This window comes from Aliidiomarina maris (genome assembly GCF_003987335.1).
Taxonomy (GTDB): Bacteria; Pseudomonadota; Gammaproteobacteria; order Enterobacterales; family Alteromonadaceae; genus Aliidiomarina; species Aliidiomarina maris.
Window position 1 is genome coordinate 1 of the sequence record NZ_PIPK01000008.1, and the last position, 19,580, is coordinate 19,580.

19 protein-coding genes are annotated in these 19,580 nt (G+C 49.4%); 9 read left to right on the forward strand and 10 right to left on the reverse strand.

Annotation, left to right across the window (positions count from 1 at the left end):
• Nucleotides 1-396: 396 nt before the first annotated feature.
• From CWE07_RS09200 to CWE07_RS09215, 4 genes are all read right to left on the reverse strand, one after another.
• Nucleotides 397-1,488, reverse strand: a complete 1,092-nt coding sequence (locus CWE07_RS09200; protein WP_111569725.1) for an OmpA family protein — start codon at nt 1,486-1,488, stop codon at nt 397-399.
• 174 nt (nt 1,489-1,662) lie between these two features.
• Entirely contained in the window at nt 1,663-2,556 is an 894-nt protein-coding gene (locus CWE07_RS09205) for an EamA family transporter (protein WP_111569724.1), read from the reverse strand.
• A 78-nt stretch (nt 2,557-2,634) separates the two neighbouring features.
• Nucleotides 2,635-2,919, reverse strand: a complete 285-nt coding sequence (locus CWE07_RS09210; RefSeq protein WP_111569723.1) for a DUF1289 domain-containing protein — start codon at nt 2,917-2,919, stop codon at nt 2,635-2,637.
• On the reverse strand, nt 2,909-3,802 hold the full coding sequence (locus CWE07_RS09215) for a helix-turn-helix transcriptional regulator (protein ID WP_111569722.1): 894 nt from the start codon (nt 3,800-3,802) through the stop codon (nt 2,909-2,911). The genes CWE07_RS09210 and CWE07_RS09215 overlap by 11 nt, the downstream gene beginning before the upstream one ends.
• 122 nt (nt 3,803-3,924) lie before the next feature.
• Between CWE07_RS09215 and CWE07_RS09220 the strand changes: the two genes are divergently transcribed.
• The 9 genes from CWE07_RS09220 to rlmM all read left to right on the forward strand — a co-directional run bounded on the left by CWE07_RS09220 (nt 3,925) and on the right by rlmM (nt 12,775).
• Nucleotides 3,925-5,418 carry a CoA-acylating methylmalonate-semialdehyde dehydrogenase gene (locus CWE07_RS09220; RefSeq protein WP_111569721.1) on the forward strand — a complete coding sequence of 498 codons (1,494 nt, stop codon included), beginning with the start codon at nt 3,925-3,927 and terminating at the stop codon, nt 5,416-5,418.
• A gap of 12 nt (nt 5,419-5,430) precedes the next feature.
• Nucleotides 5,431-6,588, forward strand: a complete 1,158-nt coding sequence (locus CWE07_RS09225; protein WP_111569720.1) for an acyl-CoA dehydrogenase family protein — start codon at nt 5,431-5,433, stop codon at nt 6,586-6,588.
• Between the two features lie 37 nt (nt 6,589-6,625).
• Nucleotides 6,626-7,753: an enoyl-CoA hydratase/isomerase family protein gene (locus CWE07_RS09230; RefSeq protein ID WP_111569719.1), complete on the forward strand. Its 1,128-nt coding sequence runs from the start codon at nt 6,626-6,628 to the stop codon at nt 7,751-7,753.
• Between the two features lie 4 nt (nt 7,754-7,757).
• Nucleotides 7,758-8,654 carry a 3-hydroxyisobutyrate dehydrogenase gene (mmsB, locus tag CWE07_RS09235; protein ID WP_111569734.1) on the forward strand — a complete coding sequence of 299 codons (897 nt, stop codon included), beginning with the start codon at nt 7,758-7,760 and terminating at the stop codon, nt 8,652-8,654.
• Nucleotides 8,655-8,669: 15 nt separating this feature from the next.
• Nucleotides 8,670-9,434 (forward strand): SDR family oxidoreductase, encoded by a 765-nt coding sequence (locus tag CWE07_RS09240; RefSeq protein WP_111569718.1) that lies wholly within the window; start codon nt 8,670-8,672, stop codon nt 9,432-9,434.
• A 228-nt stretch (nt 9,435-9,662) separates the two neighbouring features.
• On the forward strand, nt 9,663-10,595 hold the full coding sequence (locus tag CWE07_RS09245; RefSeq protein ID WP_111569717.1) for a transcriptional regulator GcvA: 933 nt from the start codon (nt 9,663-9,665) through the stop codon (nt 10,593-10,595).
• A 3-nt stretch (nt 10,596-10,598) separates the two neighbouring features.
• Entirely contained in the window at nt 10,599-11,264 is a 666-nt protein-coding gene (locus tag CWE07_RS09250; RefSeq protein WP_111569716.1) for an alpha/beta family hydrolase, read from the forward strand.
• The gene (locus CWE07_RS09255) at nt 11,240-11,659 is read left to right on the forward strand and encodes a DUF423 domain-containing protein (protein WP_111569715.1); all 420 of its coding nucleotides are present in this window, start codon (nt 11,240-11,242) and stop codon (nt 11,657-11,659) included. The genes CWE07_RS09250 and CWE07_RS09255 overlap by 25 nt, the downstream gene beginning before the upstream one ends.
• A 27-nt stretch (nt 11,660-11,686) precedes the next feature.
• A complete protein-coding gene (gene rlmM, locus CWE07_RS09260) occupies nt 11,687-12,775 on the forward strand; it encodes a 23S rRNA (cytidine(2498)-2'-O)-methyltransferase RlmM (RefSeq protein ID WP_111569714.1) in 1,089 nt (362 codons plus the stop codon).
• Nucleotides 12,776-12,872: 97 nt separating this feature from the next.
• Here rlmM and CWE07_RS09265 read toward each other — a convergent pair whose 3' ends face one another.
• The 6 genes from CWE07_RS09265 to queF all read right to left on the reverse strand — a co-directional run bounded on the left by CWE07_RS09265 (nt 12,873) and on the right by queF (nt 19,539).
• Nucleotides 12,873-13,877 (reverse strand): isocitrate dehydrogenase, encoded by a 1,005-nt coding sequence (locus CWE07_RS09265; protein WP_111569713.1) that lies wholly within the window; start codon nt 13,875-13,877, stop codon nt 12,873-12,875.
• A 122-nt stretch (nt 13,878-13,999) separates the two neighbouring features.
• Nucleotides 14,000-15,250, reverse strand: coding sequence for a hypothetical protein (locus CWE07_RS09270; protein WP_111569712.1), 1,251 nt, complete (start codon nt 15,248-15,250; stop codon nt 14,000-14,002).
• 12 nt (nt 15,251-15,262) lie between these two features.
• On the reverse strand, nt 15,263-15,652 hold the full coding sequence (locus CWE07_RS09275; RefSeq protein ID WP_111569711.1) for a DUF3192 domain-containing protein: 390 nt from the start codon (nt 15,650-15,652) through the stop codon (nt 15,263-15,265).
• A gap of 17 nt (nt 15,653-15,669) precedes the next feature.
• Nucleotides 15,670-17,028 (reverse strand): nucleotide 5'-monophosphate nucleosidase PpnN, encoded by a 1,359-nt coding sequence (gene ppnN / locus CWE07_RS09280; RefSeq protein ID WP_111569710.1) that lies wholly within the window; start codon nt 17,026-17,028, stop codon nt 15,670-15,672.
• 22 nt (nt 17,029-17,050) lie between these two features.
• On the reverse strand, nt 17,051-18,538 hold the full coding sequence (locus CWE07_RS09285) for a GGDEF domain-containing protein (RefSeq protein ID WP_111569709.1): 1,488 nt from the start codon (nt 18,536-18,538) through the stop codon (nt 17,051-17,053).
• A gap of 140 nt (nt 18,539-18,678) precedes the next feature.
• Nucleotides 18,679-19,539 carry an NADPH-dependent 7-cyano-7-deazaguanine reductase QueF gene (gene queF, locus CWE07_RS09290; protein ID WP_111569708.1) on the reverse strand — a complete coding sequence of 287 codons (861 nt, stop codon included), beginning with the start codon at nt 19,537-19,539 and terminating at the stop codon, nt 18,679-18,681.
• Nucleotides 19,540-19,580: the final 41 nt, after the last annotated feature.

Consider the following 19,580-nt stretch of genomic DNA (forward strand, 5'->3'; position numbering starts at 1 on the left):
TTTGTTGTATTCAGACCAGTTTTTAACTCGGTATTTTGCTTTGCTCATTGCGGTGTCTAGTATCAGCGTGGTTTGGCGATCTGATCAACGCTAACTGAGAAAGTTCCACTATTTGTTCAACAAGGCCCCGACATATGGGTGATGTAATTCCAGAGCAGCAAATGAGCTGGTGATAGGCGCCAAGCAGGCAGTGACGAGTATAGCGCGCAGTGCGTGACTAACGTGCTGCATATAATTTACCTTTTGTTATAGTTAAAATATACTAAGTTACTGATTTTTATAGATAAATTATAATACGCGGAATATGCTGAATTTCAATCTTTGACTTTAAAGCAAGCAAAAAAAAGCGAGGCATAAGCCTCGCTTTTAAGTTTATTCAAGCCTAATCAATGTTGATTAGTAGCCGCGACGTTGCATTTCACGAGTCAACGGAACTTCTTCAGTTGTTGACAAGGTCGCTTCGATACGACGGTTGCGCGGGTTCGCTTCTAAGCTTACTTCGTCAACCACTGGGCGACGCATACCGTAGCCACGAGTTGAGATGCGGTCAGCGCTGATGTTGAAGCGGTTAACTAATACATCTTTCACTGCTTGAGCACGACGCTCAGACAAGTTCTGGTTGTAGTCAGCTGGACCGATCAAGTCAGTGTGGCCACCGATTTCGATTGAAACATCGCTGTGCTCACGCATCATTTGCGCTAACTCTTCGATGTCACCGTAGAAGCGGCTTTGTACGTCTGAAGAATCAAACGCAAAGTTAACTACTAGCTCGTGACGGATGTTTTGCTCAACCATCACTGAACAGCCTTCGTCATCTACCACGTGTCCACGCGGCGTGTTAGGGCACTGGTCACGGTAATCTGGAACACCGTCGCCATCACTGTCACGTGTTTGATCTTGAGTTGGTGCAGTTTGTGTTGGTTCTTGACGCGCTTCTGTGCGAGTCGACGCCATACCGAACGCATAGTTCAATGACAAACCTAAGTATTGGTCGTCAAAGTCGCTAGACGTTTGATACGCATATTCAACACGTGCATTCCAACGATCAGCAAACGGCAGTGAATAACCAACCGTACCACGTAAGAAACGGTCTGATTCGTTGTTATACTCAGTGCTGTTAATACCAGCACCTAAATAAATACCGTTACGGAAATTATATAAACCGTCAGCACCAAACATGTAACCGCTGTCGTTACTAGCGCCAACTACGTCAGTGCGCAGACGGTCGTAGTAGCTGCGGATTTCCCAACCGTTACCGAAACGGTGACCCAGTTGCAAACCGTAAGCAGTGTGAGCGAAGCCGCTGTCATAATCGAATGCGGTGCCACCGATATTGATGAAACGGTCGCTGTCAGAATTTGCTAAGCCCAAGCGCACACCGAAATAAGTATGCTCATCGCTTTGAGACTGAGCGAGTGCGGCAGTGCTAGCCAAGCCCATCAGCACAGCAGCAGAAATAGCAGTTGTTTTTACGAACAAAGTACGCATGGTATCTTCCTTATGCTTATTCAAACTTAATTAAACAGGACATGTGTTACTCCCTGTACTGAAAGCAGTTTAGTCTAAAAATTTAAAATTAAAAATCTGTTTGCACTATTTTTACTAAAATTTTTTCTGTTAAATTGAGTACTTACCTACTTTACACAGATGAAGATAAAACTTTTAACGTTTAAAAATGTCGAAGGCCTTAATTTTAACCTTTCCAAGTTGCGCTGGTGACATACTTGCAAGACCAACGCCGAGGGTAATCACACCCGCACCTAAGAGCAGCTGAGGCCAATTTACATCCTGCCCCCAAAATGCAAAGTTAATCAGTAAGCCCGCGGGAATTAACATGTTATTCATACTTGCAAGCTGTGCAATATTGACCTGCTTACTTGCAATGCTCCACGCTAAATAGCCCACGCCCGAAGCGACCACTCCCAGCCATACCAATACAGCCCAATGGGTAGCTGTCGTGGGGACACGCTGCCAGTCAGCAAACGCTGCGCTAGCCAGTGCGCTAACGATTAAGGCGCCGCAAAAAAATAAAGCGTAATGGCTTATTTGTTGGCGCTTATCACCTACTGTTAGTCGCTTATACGCCACTTGTCCAGCAGCAAAACATAGGTTCGCGGCCTGAATCAGCCAGAAACCTGTCCAAAAGTCGACGCTAGGCTGAGTGAAACGAATCACAGCTGCACCCGCTACGGAAAGCCCCGCCGCCAGCCACCACGATGCTGGAATCGGCTTGCGATTAATGACGACCTCATCCAAAAGGGTGATATACAACGGCGTAAATATAGTAAAAAGCAACACTTCTGCAACCGTCAGATAATTAAATGCGTGATACAAAAAGATATACATCACGCCTACCTGTACTGAGCCAATTAGCATCAGTTTGACCGCGTAGCTAGGTTGTAGGCCGCGCAGCTTTAAAAAAGGCGTTAAAAGTAGGGTGGCCAAAAGCATGCGGATTAGTACGGCAATATAGGCATCCACATCCGCAGCTAAATAAATCCCAATTAAAGAAAAGCTGAGTGCCCAGAGCAAAGTTATTAACCAAAGTACTAGCATTTAATTACTCATTAAGTCGGAAGGTTTAAGTTAAAAATCAATGTTTAAAAAATGTCTTAATCATACTTAAGGGCTATATTAAGATTCGTTAAATTCGTCAAATAAATGTTTCTGAGTTGGAGTCTGATGATTCAGCTGTGTTGATTCCTCGCCACTTTGTTGGCGCACTTGTTTGAGTAAGCGAGTTCGGCGCTTACCCAATAATGTCAATATTTGGCGTTGCTCTGGCTCGGTTTTGGCATGCCAATTAAAGCGCTCTTCGCGCGAACGTAGACAACCTTTGCAGTAGCCAAAGCGATTTGACTCACATACCCCAACACACGGATTGGGAAGGCTAAACATCTCTAACTGATCATGCGCCATTGAGTGCCTCCTTGCGCCGGAATTGAATCGGAGAGACACCAGTAAACTTTTTAAATAAGCGAGAGAAATAATAGGCGTCGTCAAAGCCCAGTGTGTGCCCGATTTGACGCACCGTATGGTTAGTTTCCAGCAGCATGCGTTGAGCTTCGTGTACTTTCAACTGATTAAAGTAGCGCATTGGGCTAGTTCCCGTCAGCAGGCGAAATTTCTTACTAAAGTGAAAAGTCGATAGGCCGGCAAACTGGGCAAAATCCTGCAACTCCAAATGACGGTGCATATTATCTGACATGAAGCGTTCTAAGGTTGTCAGTGAAAAATCCACCTGTTTCGGTTGCTTATCAGCCCGCATGGCAGGGAGTTGAATCAACAGCTTTTGTAATAAGTTAGCGGCAAGCAAAGCGCGTTCGGTGGTGAGTCGTTTGTGTTGCAAGTTAAGCAACTGCGTCACGTCGGGCAATAGTGCACGCCAGTTGGCAAGCTGAACCACGGGCGCACTACTATTTTCTTCAATGCCGATATATTGCATGTATTGGTCGATGAGTTCCCCAGCAAAGTGCGCCCAGTAAATGCTCCACGGCGCCTGGGGGCTGGCCTGATAAGAGTGAGCCAAACCACGACGCAAAAACAGCATTTGCCCAGCTTGTAAGGTGCCTTTATGGTGCGGGGTCTGAAAGCGCCCGCTGCCTTGGTGGCAGAAAATAAGTAAATGGTCCGTATGCAGGGTACGCCGAATACGATGCCCTGTGGCATGTAAGTAATGGCCATAGGAAACTGGATAAAGCTGGCGACTGAGCGGATGCTGCTCTAAACGTTCAATCGTCGTTTGCGGCAATAGCAAGCGTGAGCTACCTGGCGGTAGCGGCCAACTTGAAGGTTGACTCATAAAGCACCAAGAAAAACAATTTTGTCCATTATAAGACCAATTTTATCGATTCTAAAGTTTTACTTGCTCTGATTTAATGCAGGGCATAGATAAACATACCCTTAACAACAAGTAGGTAGATTATGGCTAAGCAAGTTCAACTGTACATTGGTGGCGAATTCGTAGATTCCGCCAGTGAGCAAATGATTCCGGTGACGAACCCTGCAACACAAGAAGTGATTGCCCAAGTACCTTGTGCAACTGAGCAAGAAGTTCATCAAGCGATTGCCAACGCAAAAGCGGTATTTCAGGATTGGAAAGAAACCCCAGTGTCTGAACGCGCGCGCGTCATGATGCGCTACCAAGCGCTATTGAAAGAGCATCACGATGAAATTGCTACGATTCTTGCGGGTGAAACAGGAAAGACTTTCGATGACGCCAAAGGCGATGTGTGGCGCGGTATCGAAGTGGTTGAGCATGCGGCTAACATTCCTTCGCTACTGATGGGCGAAACCGTTGAAAACGTGGCACGTGGAATCGACACCTATAGTTATACTCAGCCCTTGGGTGTATGTGCAGGTATTACGCCGTTCAACTTCCCAGCGATGATCCCACTTTGGATGTTCCCGTTAGCGATTGCTTGCGGTAACACTTTTATCTTGAAGCCTTCAGAGCAAGACCCATTAACGCCCACGCGTTTAGTGGAATTATTTGAGCAGGCGGGTGCTCCAAAGGGCGTGCTGCAGATGATTCATGGCGGTAAAGACCAAGTGGATATGTTGCTTGACCATCCAGACGTGCGTGCATTGTCGTTCGTTGGTTCGGTGCCTGTGGGTCAATATATTTATCGTCGCGGCACTGAAAACATGAAACGCGTGCAAGCATTTGCAGGTGCAAAGAACCATTGTGTGATTATGCCTGACGCCAATAAGCAGCAAGTAATTAATAACTTGGTCGGCGCGTCAGTGGGTGCGGCAGGTCAGCGTTGTATGGCAATTTCTTGCGCAGTCTTTGTAGGTAAAGCCAAAGAGTGGATCCCTGATCTTGCGGCTGCGTTGGCTAAAGTTCACCCTGGCGCATGGGACGATAAAGACGCCGCTTATGGACCGTTAATTTCACCACAAGCTAAAGAGCGGGTGTTAAAAATGATCCAGCAAGGTAAAGATGAAGGCGCTGAGTGCTTAGTCGACGGTTCGAATTGCGTGGTGGAAGGCTTCCCTGACGGCAACTGGGTTGGCCCTACCGTATTTGGCAAAGTCACCACTGACATGCAAATTTATCAGCAAGAAATTTTTGGCCCAGTGCTATGCACTATGGAAGTTGAAACGCTGCCCGATGCGATTGCGTTGGTCAATGCCAACCCATATGGCAATGGTACGTCTATCTTTACTGCGAGCGGTGCGGCTGCGCGCAAATATCAGCATGAAATTGAAGTCGGCCAAGTGGGTATTAACGTACCAATTCCTGTACCGCTGCCGTTTTTCTCTTTCACCGGTTGGAAAAACTCGTTCTTTGGTGACTTGCATGCTTATGGTAAGCAAGCGGTGCGTTTTTACAGCGAAACTAAAACTATTACTGCACGTTGGCCAGAGACTGACCTCGTCAGCGGCCCGAATATGACCATTGAACTGAAGTAACCGAGGTGGATCGTGAATTATAATTTAACTGACGACCAACAAGCTTTTGTCGACACGGCACGCGCCTTCGCAGAGAAGGAAATGGCACCCCATGCAGGGCGCTGGGACCAAGAGCATCACTTTCCTGTAGACGTATTTCGCAAAGCTGGCGAGATGGGCTTTATGGGCATGTATACCCCAGAAAGCGCCGGTGGCTTCGGTATGAGCCGCTTAGACGCTGCGCTTATATTCGAACAGCTGGCAATGGGCTGTACGGCTACTACCGCAATGATGACCATTCACAATATGGTCACTTGGATGATTGGCTCATTCGCCACCCAAGAGGTAATTGATACTTGGGTGGAAGACTTGGTGGCGGGTCAGAAACTGGGCTCCTATTGCTTGACTGAGCCTGGTGCGGGTTCAGACGCCGCCAGCTTGCGTACCAGTGCCAAAAAAGACGGTGATGAGTACGTGATCAATGGCTCGAAAATGTTTATTTCAGGCGCCGGTTCTACGGACGTACTTGTGGTCATGGCGCGCACAGGCGGCGAGGGTGCAGCAGGTGTGTCGGCGTTTGTTGTACCGGCTGACGCAGCGGGTATTCATTATGGTAAAGCCGAAGAAAAGATGGGCTGGAACGCGCAGCCTACGCGCTTAGTGACCTTTGAAGATGTTCGCATTCCAGCGGCAAACTTACTGGGCGTGGAAGGTGAAGGCTTTAAATTTGCAATGATGGGCTTGGACGGGGGCCGTATTAACATTGCGGTGTGTTCAGTTGGTACCGCTCAGGCGGCGCTTAACACGGCGCGTGACTACATGCACGAGCGCAATCAATTTGGTAAGCCGTTGGCGGCGTTCCAGGCGTTGCAATTCAAGCTCGCAGATATGGCGACCGATTTAGTCGCGGCGCGTCAAATGGTGCGTTTAGCGGCGTTTAAGGTCGACACCAACGACGCCGACAAAACGGCGTATTGTGCGATGGCGAAGCGTTTTGCGACTGACGTTGGTTTTCAAGTGTGTGACCAAGCATTACAAATTCATGGCGGTTACGGCTACATTAAAGAGTATCCGTTAGAGCGTCACGTGCGCGATGTGCGGGTACATCAAATTCTGGAAGGTACCAACGAGATCATGCGCCTGATTATAGCGCGCCGGTTACTCGCTGATGGTGCTGCGGAACTCGTGTAAGCACTGGTCATTTTGCACGAACAACAGGGAGACAAGCATGGAAGTGGTGGAATTTTCCAGCTTAGCAACAGACAACGGTAAGACTATTGGCGTTGCGACCTTGAACTCAGAGCGTTCACTAAACGCTCTGAGTTTAGATATGGTAGCGCTACTGGAACCAAAGCTGCAGCAATGGCGGGACGACCCGCAAGTCGTGTGTGTCTGGTTACAAGGCGCGGGCGAGAAAGCGTTTTGTGCAGGCGGCGACATCGTTGCTATGTATAAAGCGATGCAGCAGCGTCCTGGTAAGGTCGTGAGCGAAGTCGAAGACTTCTTTACCCGTGAATATCGTCTGGATTATTTGATTCAGACATTCCCGAAACCTTTTGTGGTGTGGGGGAGTGGCTTTGTGATGGGCGGTGGCATGGGTTTGATGAACGGTGCGTCACACCGTATCGTCACTGAAACGTCACGTTTAGCCATGCCAGAAGTAAGTATTGGGTTATACCCTGATGTAGGCGGCACTTACTTTTTAAACCGCTTAACCGATGGTTTAGGCCTGTTTTTGGGCTTGACCGGCGCGCAAATGAACGCAAGCGATGCGTTGCATGTGCAACTGGCTGATTACTTCGTTCCCAGCTCGAACAAGCCGGACGTGCTTGCGCAGTTGCAGAGCTTAGAGTGGGGTGATACCCCAGCATTAAATCGACAAAAGCTGAGCGATGCATTGCAGTCCATTGAGCAAGCAGGCCGTTCTGAATTGCCGCGCAGCGGCTTGAAAGCACGTCATACTGAGTTGGTTGCAGCGCTGCAAGGACAAGACGTTGAAACCGTGGTGGCTAATATCTTAGCCTTAAACGCAGGCGATGATGTGTGGTTACAGCGCGCGCAAAAGAATTTACGCCAAGGCTGCCCGATGACAGCGCATATCGTGTGGGCGCAATTGCAATGCGGTACTGAGCTGAGCTTGGCCGAGTGTTTCCAAATGGAGCTTACGTTATCGGTCAATTGCGCGGTGAAGGGTGATTTCGCGGAAGGTATTCGAGCTCTGTTAATTGATAAAGACCAGCAGCCTAAGTGGCATTACCCAAGCGTGGCCGAGGTCCCAGCTGAAGCGGTAGACGAGATGTTCGTGTCACCATGGTCGGCGGATGCGCACCCACTGGCTGATTTAGCAAAAGGATAAGATGATGGCGAAGGTAGGATTTATTGGTTTAGGTAATATGGGCGGCCCAATGGCCGAGAACTTGGTCAAAGCGGGTCATGACGTTAAAGTGTTTGATCTCTCGGCCGAGGCGCTCGCGCGCTTAGAGCAAGCTGGCGCCAAGGTTGCTGATAGCGCCAAAGCGGCGGTTGCAGATGTCGAATTTGTGGTCTCAATGTTGCCTGCGTCAAAGCACGTACAAAGCCTGTATTTAGGCGAACAAGGTATTGCCGAACATATCGACAGTCAAACCTTGGTGATCGACAGCAGCACCATAGATGCGCAAACGGCTCGCGACCTCGCGGTCACTTTGAATAAGCAGGGCGTGCGTTTTATTGATGCGCCAGTGTCTGGTGGTACCGCAGGTGCCAAAGCGGCGACGTTAACCTTTATTTGTGGTGGCGATGCAGCGGATATTGAAGAAGCCCGTGCGGTGCTTGGCAATATGGGTAAGAACGTATTTCGTGCAGGCGACCATGGTGCCGGCCAAGTGGCCAAAATATGCAACAATATGTTGTTGGCTATTTTAATGGCAGGGACTTCGGAAGCGCTTCAGTTAGGTCGTGCGAATGGTTTGGACCCGAAAGTATTGTCGCAAATTATGCTACAGAGCTCGGGTCGCAATTGGACGCTGGAAGTTTATAACCCGTGCCCTTATGTGATGGAAGGTGTGCCTTCAAGTAATAATTATGCGGGCGGGTTTCAGGTGGATTTAATGGCCAAAGACTTGGGCCTTGCAATGGATACTGCGCAAGCGGTGGAAGCACGCACCCCGTTAGGTGAAATGGCGCAGTCACTTTACCAACAGCATAGTCAAGACGGCTTCGGTGGGAAGGACTTTTCAAGTATTTTCAATTACTTTGACACCAAGCTCAATCAATAGGTTAAGGAAGTAAATATGCAAATTAAACAGAGCGTTATCGTCATCACCGGTGGTGCCCAGGGGCTTGGTTTGGCGATGGCGGAGCATTTTGCTGCGGCAGGTGCACGCTTAGCGCTGATTGACATGAACGAAGCGGTATTAGCGGATGCTGTGGCAAGTTGCCAACGCCAAGGCGCGGCTGATGTACGCAGCTATGTCACCAACGTAACCGATGAAAGTGCGGTAGAAGCAACGTTTAGTCAAATCGACAGCGATTTTAATGGCATTGATGTGTTGATTAACAATGCTGGCATATTGCGTGACGGCATGTTGATTAAATATAAAAATGGCGAATTGACCCACAAAATGCCGCTTCAGCAATGGCAGTCGGTGATTGATGTTAACTTAACCGGTACCTTTTTATGTGGCCGTGAAGCCTCGGCCATTATGGCCAAGCATGAAAAAGGCGGCGTCATTATTAATATTTCGAGTGTCGCACGCGCTGGAAATATTGGCCAAACCAATTACGCAGCGACTAAAGCTGGCGTCGTGGCGATGACCGTAACTTGGGCACGAGAGCTTGGCCGCTTTGGCATTCGCTGTGGCGCGATTGCCCCAGGGTTTATTGAAACGCCAATGACCCAAGCCATGAAGCCTGAAGCCGTCGAGCGCGCGCTGGCGATGGTACCATTGCGACGCTGGGGACAGCCTGAAGAAGTCGCAGATTCCGCGCGCTACATTATTGAGAATGACTTTTTCTCAGGCCGCGTGATTGAAATTGACGGCGGTGTCCGTCTGTAATTCATCAGGCACTTAATGAAGCCACCTTAGGGTGGCTTTTTTGTCTGCAGCCGAGCCGCAAAGGGGGTAGTCTGGATTATCTGGATTGGCATCTCGGATTAGTTTCTGTATGCTGATCGAGAATATTGGTTCGCACGTTGTATAGATAAGGCGTGTTACCGTATGCGATAGTCAGCAGTGATGCCCCATCGCATACATAGGTTTACCTTGTCGAGGCTAACTTTTCTTATGCGTAAATTACCTCCGTTAAATGCCCTAAAGTCGTTTGAAGCTGCGGCGCGTCATCTCAGTTTTACTAAGGCCGCAGAAGAGCTGTTCGTGACCCAGGCAGCGGTGAGCCACCAGGTGAAAGCATTGGAAGATTATGTTTCGATGCCGCTCTTTTTACGCCGCAACCGCAGCTTATTACTCACAGAAGCCGGACAAAACTACTATCTGGATATTAAGTCGATTCTGGAGCAGTTAACCCAAGCGACCAATAAATTAATGCTCTCAGGTGAGCGCGGTTCACTGACCGTTAGTGTGCCACCAAGTTTTGCGATTCTTTGGATGGTGCCGCGTTTAAGCGAATTCCATGACAAGTTTCCTGACATTGACGTGCGTATTAAGGCTGTAGACGACATTTCAGGGTCGTTAACCGACAATATCGATATTGCTATTTATTATGGGCGTGGCAACTGGCCCGGTTTAAAAAGTTATAAATTGCATCATGAATACCTTATCCCGGTGTGTTCGCCGCGGTTGTTAGATGGGCCCAAGCCATTGGCGAGCCCAGCTGACGTGTTGCAGCACACGTTGCTGCATGAAGAAACCAGGAATGCGTGGAATGACTGGTTCCGACTTGCTGAATTAGAACCGCCGGCGCGGATCCAAGGGCCGGTGTTTAGTCACTCATCGTTATCGCTTAAAGCGGCGGTACATGGCCAAGGCGTCGCCCTTGCGAATAGCGTGCTAGCTAAACCTGAGCTCGACAGCGGTCACTTGGTGCAACTGTTTGATAAAGTCCTGCCGACCAGTGATGCCTTTCATTTAGTGTGCCGTGAATCGCAAGCGGAGATTGGGAAAATTGCCACGTTCCGGCAATGGCTGTTGCAAGTGGTGCAAGAGGAAGAGGCCGCAAGCCCTATCGTCAAAGCGCACGCAGAGCGCCAGTTGAGTTAAGTTATGGAGTTTGCTTCAGACCCTATTTGGCAGCAGTTGGAGGGGCCCGATGACGGGCCTCTGGTGATTTTTACTCACGGCGCTGGTGCGGGGCCACAAAGTGAGTTTATGCAGGCTATCAGCCATCACTTAGTTGCTGAAGGCATTGGTGTGTTCAGGTTTGAGTTCGAATATATGAGTCAGGTGCGCATCCAACAACGCAAACGTCCACCGAGCCGACAACCTAAATTGCAACAAGAACTAGCGTCTGTGGTAAGCACAATTAAGCAACAGCAACCGAATCGGTCGCTATGGTTAATGGGAAAGTCGATGGGCGCACGGGTTGCTTTTCAAGTGGCTGATGCGCTTGAAGTTGAAGGCTGCATTGGCTTGGGCTTTCCGTTTCATCCCGCCGCCAAGCCAGACAGAATCCGAACCCATGAATTAGCCAATCAACGTGCGCACAATTTAGTTGTTCAGGGTGAACGGGACGCACTAGGTCATCGCGAATTTGTGGCGACCCAGTCGTTGCCGAGTAATCTGTATACTCACTGGGTTCCGGCTGCTGATCACGATCTGGTGCCACTCAAATCGAGCCAAATCACAGCGCAACAAAGCTGGTATTTAATTGCGTTACAAGTTGCCCATTTTATTAAGGACCCAGAATGGCGTTTATCTTTATATCAATAGCCGCTATGATTGCCGCCCTCAGCGTTGCGTTGGGCGCGTTTGCAGCCCACGGTCTCCAAGGGCGCCTGAGCGACGCCAGCATAGAGGTGTTTAAAACTGCAGTGCATTACCAATTTATGCATGCAATCGCGCTATTCGGGGTGGGCATTCTACTCTTTGCGTTGTCGACCCACGCGGTGTTGTCGAATCAAGTCAACTTGACTGCTCTGTATGTTGCAGGGTTTGCATGGCTACTAGGTATTTTGTTATTTAGTGGCAGTTTATATGGCCTAAGCTTGGCGCAGTGGCGCTGGCTTGGTCCGGTCACTCCGTTAGGTGGCTTATGTTTTATCATTGGCTGGGTTAGCTTAGCGCTCGCAGGTTGGCAGTTGTATCGTCAACTTGGGGCCTTGTAAGCGCCGAGCAAATTAATTAGGAAGTATATGAGCGCAGTAGTTTTATATTGTCGCCCCGGTTTTGAAGGTGAATGTGCGGCTGAAATTCAGGACCGTGCGTCTGCGCTGGGAATTTATGGGTACTGTAAGGCACAGACTGATAGCGGTTTAGTGACTTACCATTGCATGCCTGAAGAAGCAGATCACATTGCGCGTAAAGTGTCAGTGCGCAGTTTAGTGTTTGCACGCCAGCTATTCGTGCGCATGGCGGAATGTAATGAATTGGCGCTGGATGATCGGATTACCCCGATGCTCGCGGCCATCGAGTCGTTACCAGAAGAGCAGCGCCCATTATGTGGCGAGTTGTGGGTTGAAACCACCGACACCAATGAAGGGCGTCAGTTGTCAGCATTAGCCAAGAGCATTAGCACGCCACTGCGTAAAGCCTTGCGGGGCATCGGCATGTTGACTGAACAAGACAGCGAACGCCGCCCTGCGCTACACGTGTTATTTAGAAGCACCCACTCGGTCATGCTTGGGTATTCGTACACCTATAATCACGCGCCGTATCCGATGGGCATCCCGCGAATTCGGACGCCAAAAGGTGCACCAAGTCGCTCGGCTTCTAAGTTAGCGGAAGCGTTCAAAACCATGATTGCGCCGGAAGAGCTGGCGCGCCGGGTTACCTCAGGCATGCGCGCGGTTGATTTAGGTGCCTGTCCAGGTGGTTGGACAGCAGTGCTGGTGCAGCAGGGTATGATGGTAGAAGCCGTCGACAATGGCGCTATGGATGAGGCTTTAATGCAAACTGGGCAGGTTAAGCACCATCGAGAAGACGGTTTTGTGTTTCGCCCTAAACGTCGCAATATTGAGTGGCTGGTTTGTGACATGGTGGAAAAGCCGGTGAAAGTGACCCATCTAATGGCAGATTGGTTTATTGAAGGGTATTGTCGCCAAGCCATGTTCAACCTTAAATTACCGATGAAGAAACGCTATCAGGCATTACAACAGTACATGCAAGCCTTGCGTGATCGCCTGGCAGAAGCGGAAATTCGGCATTATGATTTGTCGGCTAAGCACTTATATCATGATCGTGAAGAGGTCACTGTGTACCTGCGGATCACAGAACGTAGTTAATATTCGCGACGTATAAGACGCACCAAAAAAAACAGCAGGCTGAGCCTGCTGTTTTTGGTTCGGTAGGTCACCTATGTAGGTCACCGGTGTATGGCTGTTACAGGCGATCGAGAATCGCTTGGGTAAAGTCGGTGGTGCCATGGCTGCCGCCCAAATCGCGGGTAGTACGGTCGCCACTTTCAATCACGTCACGCAGGGCGTTACGAATTTTCTCAGCGGTGTCTTGCATTTCCAAGTGCTCAAGCATTTGAATAGATGCCAAAATAACGGAGCTCGGGTTAGCCAGATTTTTGCCAGCGATGTCTGGTGCTGAACCATGCACGGCTTCAAAAATAGCGCACTTTTCACCAATGTTAGCGCCCGGCGCCATACCTAAGCCACCGACTAAACCGGCACAAAGGTCAGAGACGATGTCACCAAACAGGTTGGTGGTGACGATCACGTCAAACTGCGCAGGATCCATGACTAACTTCATGCACGTTGCGTCGACAATCATCTCATCGGATTCAATGTCGTCGTACTCTTTACCGATTTCACGTGCCACGCTCAAGAACAAACCTGACGTCGATTTCAAGATATTAGCTTTGTGTACAGCGGTCACTTTTTTGCGGCCTTCACGACACGCTAACTCGTAAGCGAAGCGCACAATGCGTTCACAACCAATGCGGGTCACGCGGCTCTTCGCTTCTGCTTCACTACCGTCAGCCTTCGTGGTCTGACCCAAGCCAGAATACATGCCTTCGGTGTTTTCGCGGATAGTAATGATGTCGATATTGTCGTAACGTGCTTGCGTGCCTTTAAACGAATTGACTGGGCGTACATTGGCGTACAAGCCAAAGTGCTTACGCAAGGTGACGTTAATTGAGGTAAAACCGCCGCCCACAGGTGTAGTCAGTGGCCCCTTTAAGGTCACGCCGTTGTTTTCAATCGCAGCTAAGGTACTTTCTGGCAATAACTCGCCGTGCTTTTCCAACGCAATCAAGCCTGCATCGGCATATTCGTACTCAAAATCGCAACCCGCTTTATCGAGAATCTGAATTGCTGACTGAATGATATCTGGGCCAATGCCGTCGCCAGGGATAACGGTAATTTTTCTGCTCATGAGGCTTCCTTTGTAACTTGACTGCAGCACTATGTGTCTGGATTGAACGTAATGCTCTTAACTATAGGACGAATCGCGCGATTTATACCATATTTCGGCGCTTTATCGCCACCTAGCTTCGACTAAGGTCGCACCTTGGCAGGCAATTGCGAGTGGCTACCTGCGGCGCAGGCGGCTTGTTGGCAAAGCGCCAGAAAGCTAGACAGGGCGTCTTCTGGACTTAAACCAGGAGCGAGTGAGCGATATAAACCAGCCAGCAACTGACTAGCCTTGGAATGGTGGGCATTCACCTGCTGAATATCTATGCCTGCGTTAAGCACGCTGACACTGGCGATACTTAGTGCTAAGGCAGCGTTGAGCTGCTTATCACTATGCTGTAGTCGCATCAGCTTAGATAACTCAGCAGGCAGCTGCCAATATTTGACCAAGCGGCTTGCTACCCGATGTTGGTGACGAGGGGCAAAGCCAAGCCAGCTATCTAGGGTGCACAGATTGCGTTGGCGTGAAGGCTGCCAACTAACGGCTTTGGCCCATGCGGGGGCACGCCAAGCATCGTAAATCAGAAGATAGCCCAGTAATTCGCGGCGAACTGGCCATACAACGCCGTAACGCTGCTCAAATAAGTATAAACATTGCACAATTAAACGGCGCCGTTCCAGCAGGTCTTGACGGAGTGGAAACACCGGTTGAATTAAACTGGTTTCAAAGTGCGCAAGTAGCACCAATTCCCGGCTGCGTTGCGGGCCCAGGAGTAACAGGGCCGATTTGACGTCCAAGGTTTTGCCTTGGGGCGTATACAAGGTTGCTTGGCGTGATAGCGCGTCACTCAAAGCAGGCAAGGCTTGAATCCGTGAGATCACTTTAGGCAGCAGGTTATCGTGCTGTGGCCATTGCAACAATGCCCGCATCAGGCTTGCTGGGACTGGTTGAGTGTGACGCTGAATCGGGTAGGGCAACTGCCATTCACGGACTAACTCCGCGCTATCCAGCGTCGCAGCGTCAGGGTGATTGACTAAGGCTTGGCGTAAAACACGTAAGGCACGGTCATTGATGAATGCCCGTGAAATATACTCGACCGCTTGACTGAACACGGCGCGCGAATGCAGGCGGCGCAGTGCTTGGTGCAGCTGTGCAGGGTCATGACGAAAAGCAGCAAGATACTGGCAACACTTTGCTAAGGTATGCAGTTGCTTGGTGTCTTGGTTGACCAGTGCTTCAATTTGATGATGTAGATACGCGGCGGCAAATGGGTATAGTCGAGCTGCGTGGCTAAATAACGCATATTGCCACGGGCGTTGGTTAAGCCCATGCAGACTGACAGGAAAACCGTCGTCAGCGTCCTCTAATAGTTTCAGATGCTCAGGTTGCGTCATTGGGCTGGCTACTCAAGGAGTAGGGCGTAAAGGCTCGCCTACGTGCCTTGTATAGGCTGATTCGCCCCAAGCAAGTAAGCGATCTTCACGGAATATCAATGGCGTCGTTTCGTCACGTGTGGTCATGCCGTCGGAGCGCACATGTTGGGTGCGGTAAAATAACACGAGAATATCGCCCTGATCACTTTCATGTGCTTCACTGATGTCGGGCGGCCCAAGTAAGCGCAGTACTGATTCTTTGCGTTCACCGAGCTCTAAGCGAGAGATATACTTGCGATTAAATATCTCTCGCTCTTGCCAGCTTAAACTTTCAGGGTTGGCGGTATAGGTTTGTAAAATAGCAAAAGCTACAACTGCATAAACCGCAAAGCCAGCCAATACAATTTTTAGCGCTTTAGCCACTTACAAACCTCGCTTTACTAGTCTTTAACCACGCGGTAACAAGGTTCGTACGCGGTACCACCCGGCAACTTCATGCGATGCTGTTCAACAAATGACTGCAGCAGGGTGTCAAGTTCACGCATCAGCTCCAGTTCACCGTGGATTAAATAAGGACCATGCTTTTTAATCGCAGCCACACCCGGTGCTTTCACATTACCCGCAACGATAGATGAAAATGCACGGCGCAAGTCAGCGGCTAGCTGCTCTTTTGGTTGATCGCGATGCAATTTAAGGTTGGCAACATTCTCGTGCGTTGGCACAAAAGGATGCTGGAACGGTTCTTCGATATGCAACGTCCAGTTGAAGTTGTAGGCATCACCGCTTTCGCGACGGTAGCGTTTTACTGCTGCCATGCCTGTTTGCAAATGCTGGGCGACGCGCTCAGGGTCATTGATAATAATATCGTACCAACGGGTGGCCTCGTCGCCTAAGGTCATGCGAATAAAACGGTCCAAATCAGTAAAGTACTGGCGGCTGCTTTCCGGGCCAGTTAACACGATTGGCAATTGCTGCTCTTTGTTTTTCGGGTGCATCAGGATGCCCAAAATGTAGAGCAGCTCTTCGGCTGTACCCGCTCCGCCTGGGAAGATAATAATACTGTGACCACAGCGCACAAAGGCTTCTAAGCGTTTCTCGATGTCCGGCATAATCACCAGCTCATTGACAATCGGATTCGGTGGCTCAGCGGCAATAATGCCTGGCTCAGTAAGACCGAAATAGCGCCCATTTGCGATACGCTGTTTCGCATGCCCAATGGTGGCACCTTTCATAGGGCCTTTCATCGCCCCAGGTCCACAACCTGTACAGATATTGAAGCCGCGTAAACCAAGCTGGTAGCCAACTTCTTTACTGTATTTATACTCGGCGTCATTAATCGAATGACCGCCCCAAGCCACGACCATGTCAGGCTCAGCAATTTGTTTTAATACCTGCGCATTGCGCAACACGTCAAAAATGACATGGGTAAGGTGCTGCGGTGACATCTTATCCAGCACTTCAGCTGGGTAGCGCTCACCTACATATAAAATATCGCGCAGCACTGCTTCGACGTGTTCACGAATACCCACAATCAGCTCACCGTCTACAAACGCCTTGGGCGGTGGGTTAATCAGCTCTAACTTAACGCCGCGTTCGCGACGTAGGACAATCACTTCAAAGTCTTTGTACTGTTCAAAAATATCAGCGCTGTTGTCGGTTAGGCTACCAACATTTAGCACCGCCAATACGCAGTTACGAAATAGAGTATACAGTGGGCTGTTCGAAGACGCTTGTAAGCGTTCGATCTCAAGCTGTGACAATAAGGACATGCTGCCCTGTGGTGATAATGAAATTCTCATCGTGCCGTTAATCTCCTGCGGCTTATAGTTGACATACGCGATCACGGCCAGCGTCTTTGGCTTGATATAAGGCGCGATCTGCGCGCTCGAATACTCGGCTCGGGGAATCTTTGGTATTAAAGCTAGATACCCCAGCGGAAATTGTGATCGATATGTTGGCTTGTTTAAACTTAAACGGAATGCTTTTTACCCGATGCCGGGCTTTTTCTAGTAATTCCAAGGCAACGTCTAAGGTTGTCTGGGGAAAGATTATCACAAACTCTTCGCCACCGTAACGACAAACAAAGTCTGTTTCGCGTAACGATTTCTTGAGCATGTTGGCAATCACTTGCAACGTCTTGTCACCCGCCGTGTGCCCGTAGGTGTCATTGATCACTTTAAAGTTATCAATATCAGCGACTGCAATACATAGCGGCGCCGCGTAGCTTTGCCAGCGCTGATACTCTAACTGTAAACGCTCTTCGAACGCAGCGCGGTTAGGCAGCCGCGTTAAACTATCTTGTAAGTTTTTAAACTTTTGCTCACTCAGTTTACGTTTGTACATCAGCGCTTCGCTTTCGACGTCTTCCAGACGTGACTGCATGCTTAACAGCTGCGCATGTAAGCGCTGGCGCTCGGCCTGTTCAAGCTTGAATTTGTGCGTTAGCGTAGTACCAATACTGGTAACATGGGCATGCACTTGCTGTTTTAAATCCTGCAAATTGGTTGCCGATTGCACCGCACCCGAGAGGGCGTGCAATTGCGACTCAAGCTTCTTACTCAGCTCACTTTGTGCGTCTGCACCTTGTTCGTGATAATGCATCGCTTTTGACAGCGCTTTACCAACCGAATCAAGCGCATCACTGAGCGATAACAAGAATTGCTGCGCTGATTGACGCTCGTCATTGACGCCCTGCAACACTAAACGTAGCGCTTGCATACAACTTTCGAGCAACTGCACGAGGTCAAGGGGGGTTAGCAAGCGTTGCTTGAGCGCTTGTAAGCTGGTGCTGGGGTGACCGCGAAAATCCACGGTGGCTAAAATATTACTCACTTCGTACTGCAATTGATTAATGTGTGCCGCATCGGCATGACTTTGCGCAACTGGCTCGGTGACGCGTCGTTGCAACAGGCTGATAATCTCGCTCAACAGCGGGAGTAATTCAGTGTAAGAAAGCAGGGGAGCGTCAATGCGGTGTTTCAATGCTCGAACTTGCTCTTTTTCCGCGCTGCTTAACTGCTCACAGTCGAGTAGCCCTTGGGTAGCTTGGAATGCATGATGATGCGCTTGACTGACGGTTTGTTCAATGCGTTGTTTTTCTTTTTGTAAAACCAAACCTACCGAGCTAAATAGCGGCTTAAGCTGCTCAATTTCAACCTGGCCTGATTCGCTTAAAGCTTTGATTCTGGATATTTTGCTGTCAATTTCATGGCTAAAACCATGAACTGAGCTTCCGAGTCGATTGATAAACTCGAGTAAGGTTTTTATATCGCTTGAATAATGTTGATCGTTTAACTGATTACTGCTCACTCAGTGTCCTACAGGGTTTTAATTGCATAGGCTTGCGCTCCGACCCACCTAGTATGACAATTCCATAATGTAAATACCAGCGTATCCGTCCTCGGATGTGCGTATTGGCGCGGTCGCGCCGCGCGCTTTTGCCCCAAGCGTTACTGGCGCACCGTGCGACTACTGATGCTATTTTTGTAGTCGTGACGATCATGGGATGCGCGCACAGGGTTAATATCTAGTCCACCACGTCGTGTATAACGTGCCTCAACGGTCAACGAGTGGCAAGCACAATATCGCATCAGGTCTTGAAAAATACGTTCTACACACTGCTCATGAAACTCGTTGTGACTGCGAAACGATACTAAGTACTGAAGCAGTGTGTCACGGGCAATTTGCGGCCCTTTATAGGCTATACGCACAGAACCCCAATCTGGTTGATTAGTAATTAAACAATTTGACTTCAATAAATCGCTTGTAAGGATTTCTTCAACAATGACGTCAGGATCACTGCGCAGCATTGCGGGTGTGTAATCATATCCGTCAATTTGAATATCTTGGGTATCCAAGGATTCGCCGGCCACGGCTTGAATTGGATACTGGGCAGCAAACTGGCCCAATGTCAGCAACTGAACATCAACGCTAGCGCCCGCACACACACTGAGATCGGCGACCATACGTTCAGTCACAGTTGACCAGTCGTCAATGCGAGTTTGGTTAAAACTATTGAGGTAGAGTTTAAATGATTTTGACTCAATCAAGTTGGGTGAATAAGCCGGCACGCTAAACACCGCGATAGCAATCTGAGGCAAGCCCTTGCTGTTCAGCCATGACACTTCGTAACCCGTCCACAGGTCAACGCCGATAAAAGGCAATTCAGCGCCGTTGACGCCGATATCAATTGGCTCGCGATTCAATGCCCGTGGCACCGCTTGCAACAACTTAGGGTTATACTGATCTTGGTAATCGGTGGCTTGACCTAAGGTCAGGTGCGCTAAAGGGTTCGGGTTTTGGTCTGGCATCTGGTACCTCCGACGATTAGAATGGCGCTATTGTAAACCTT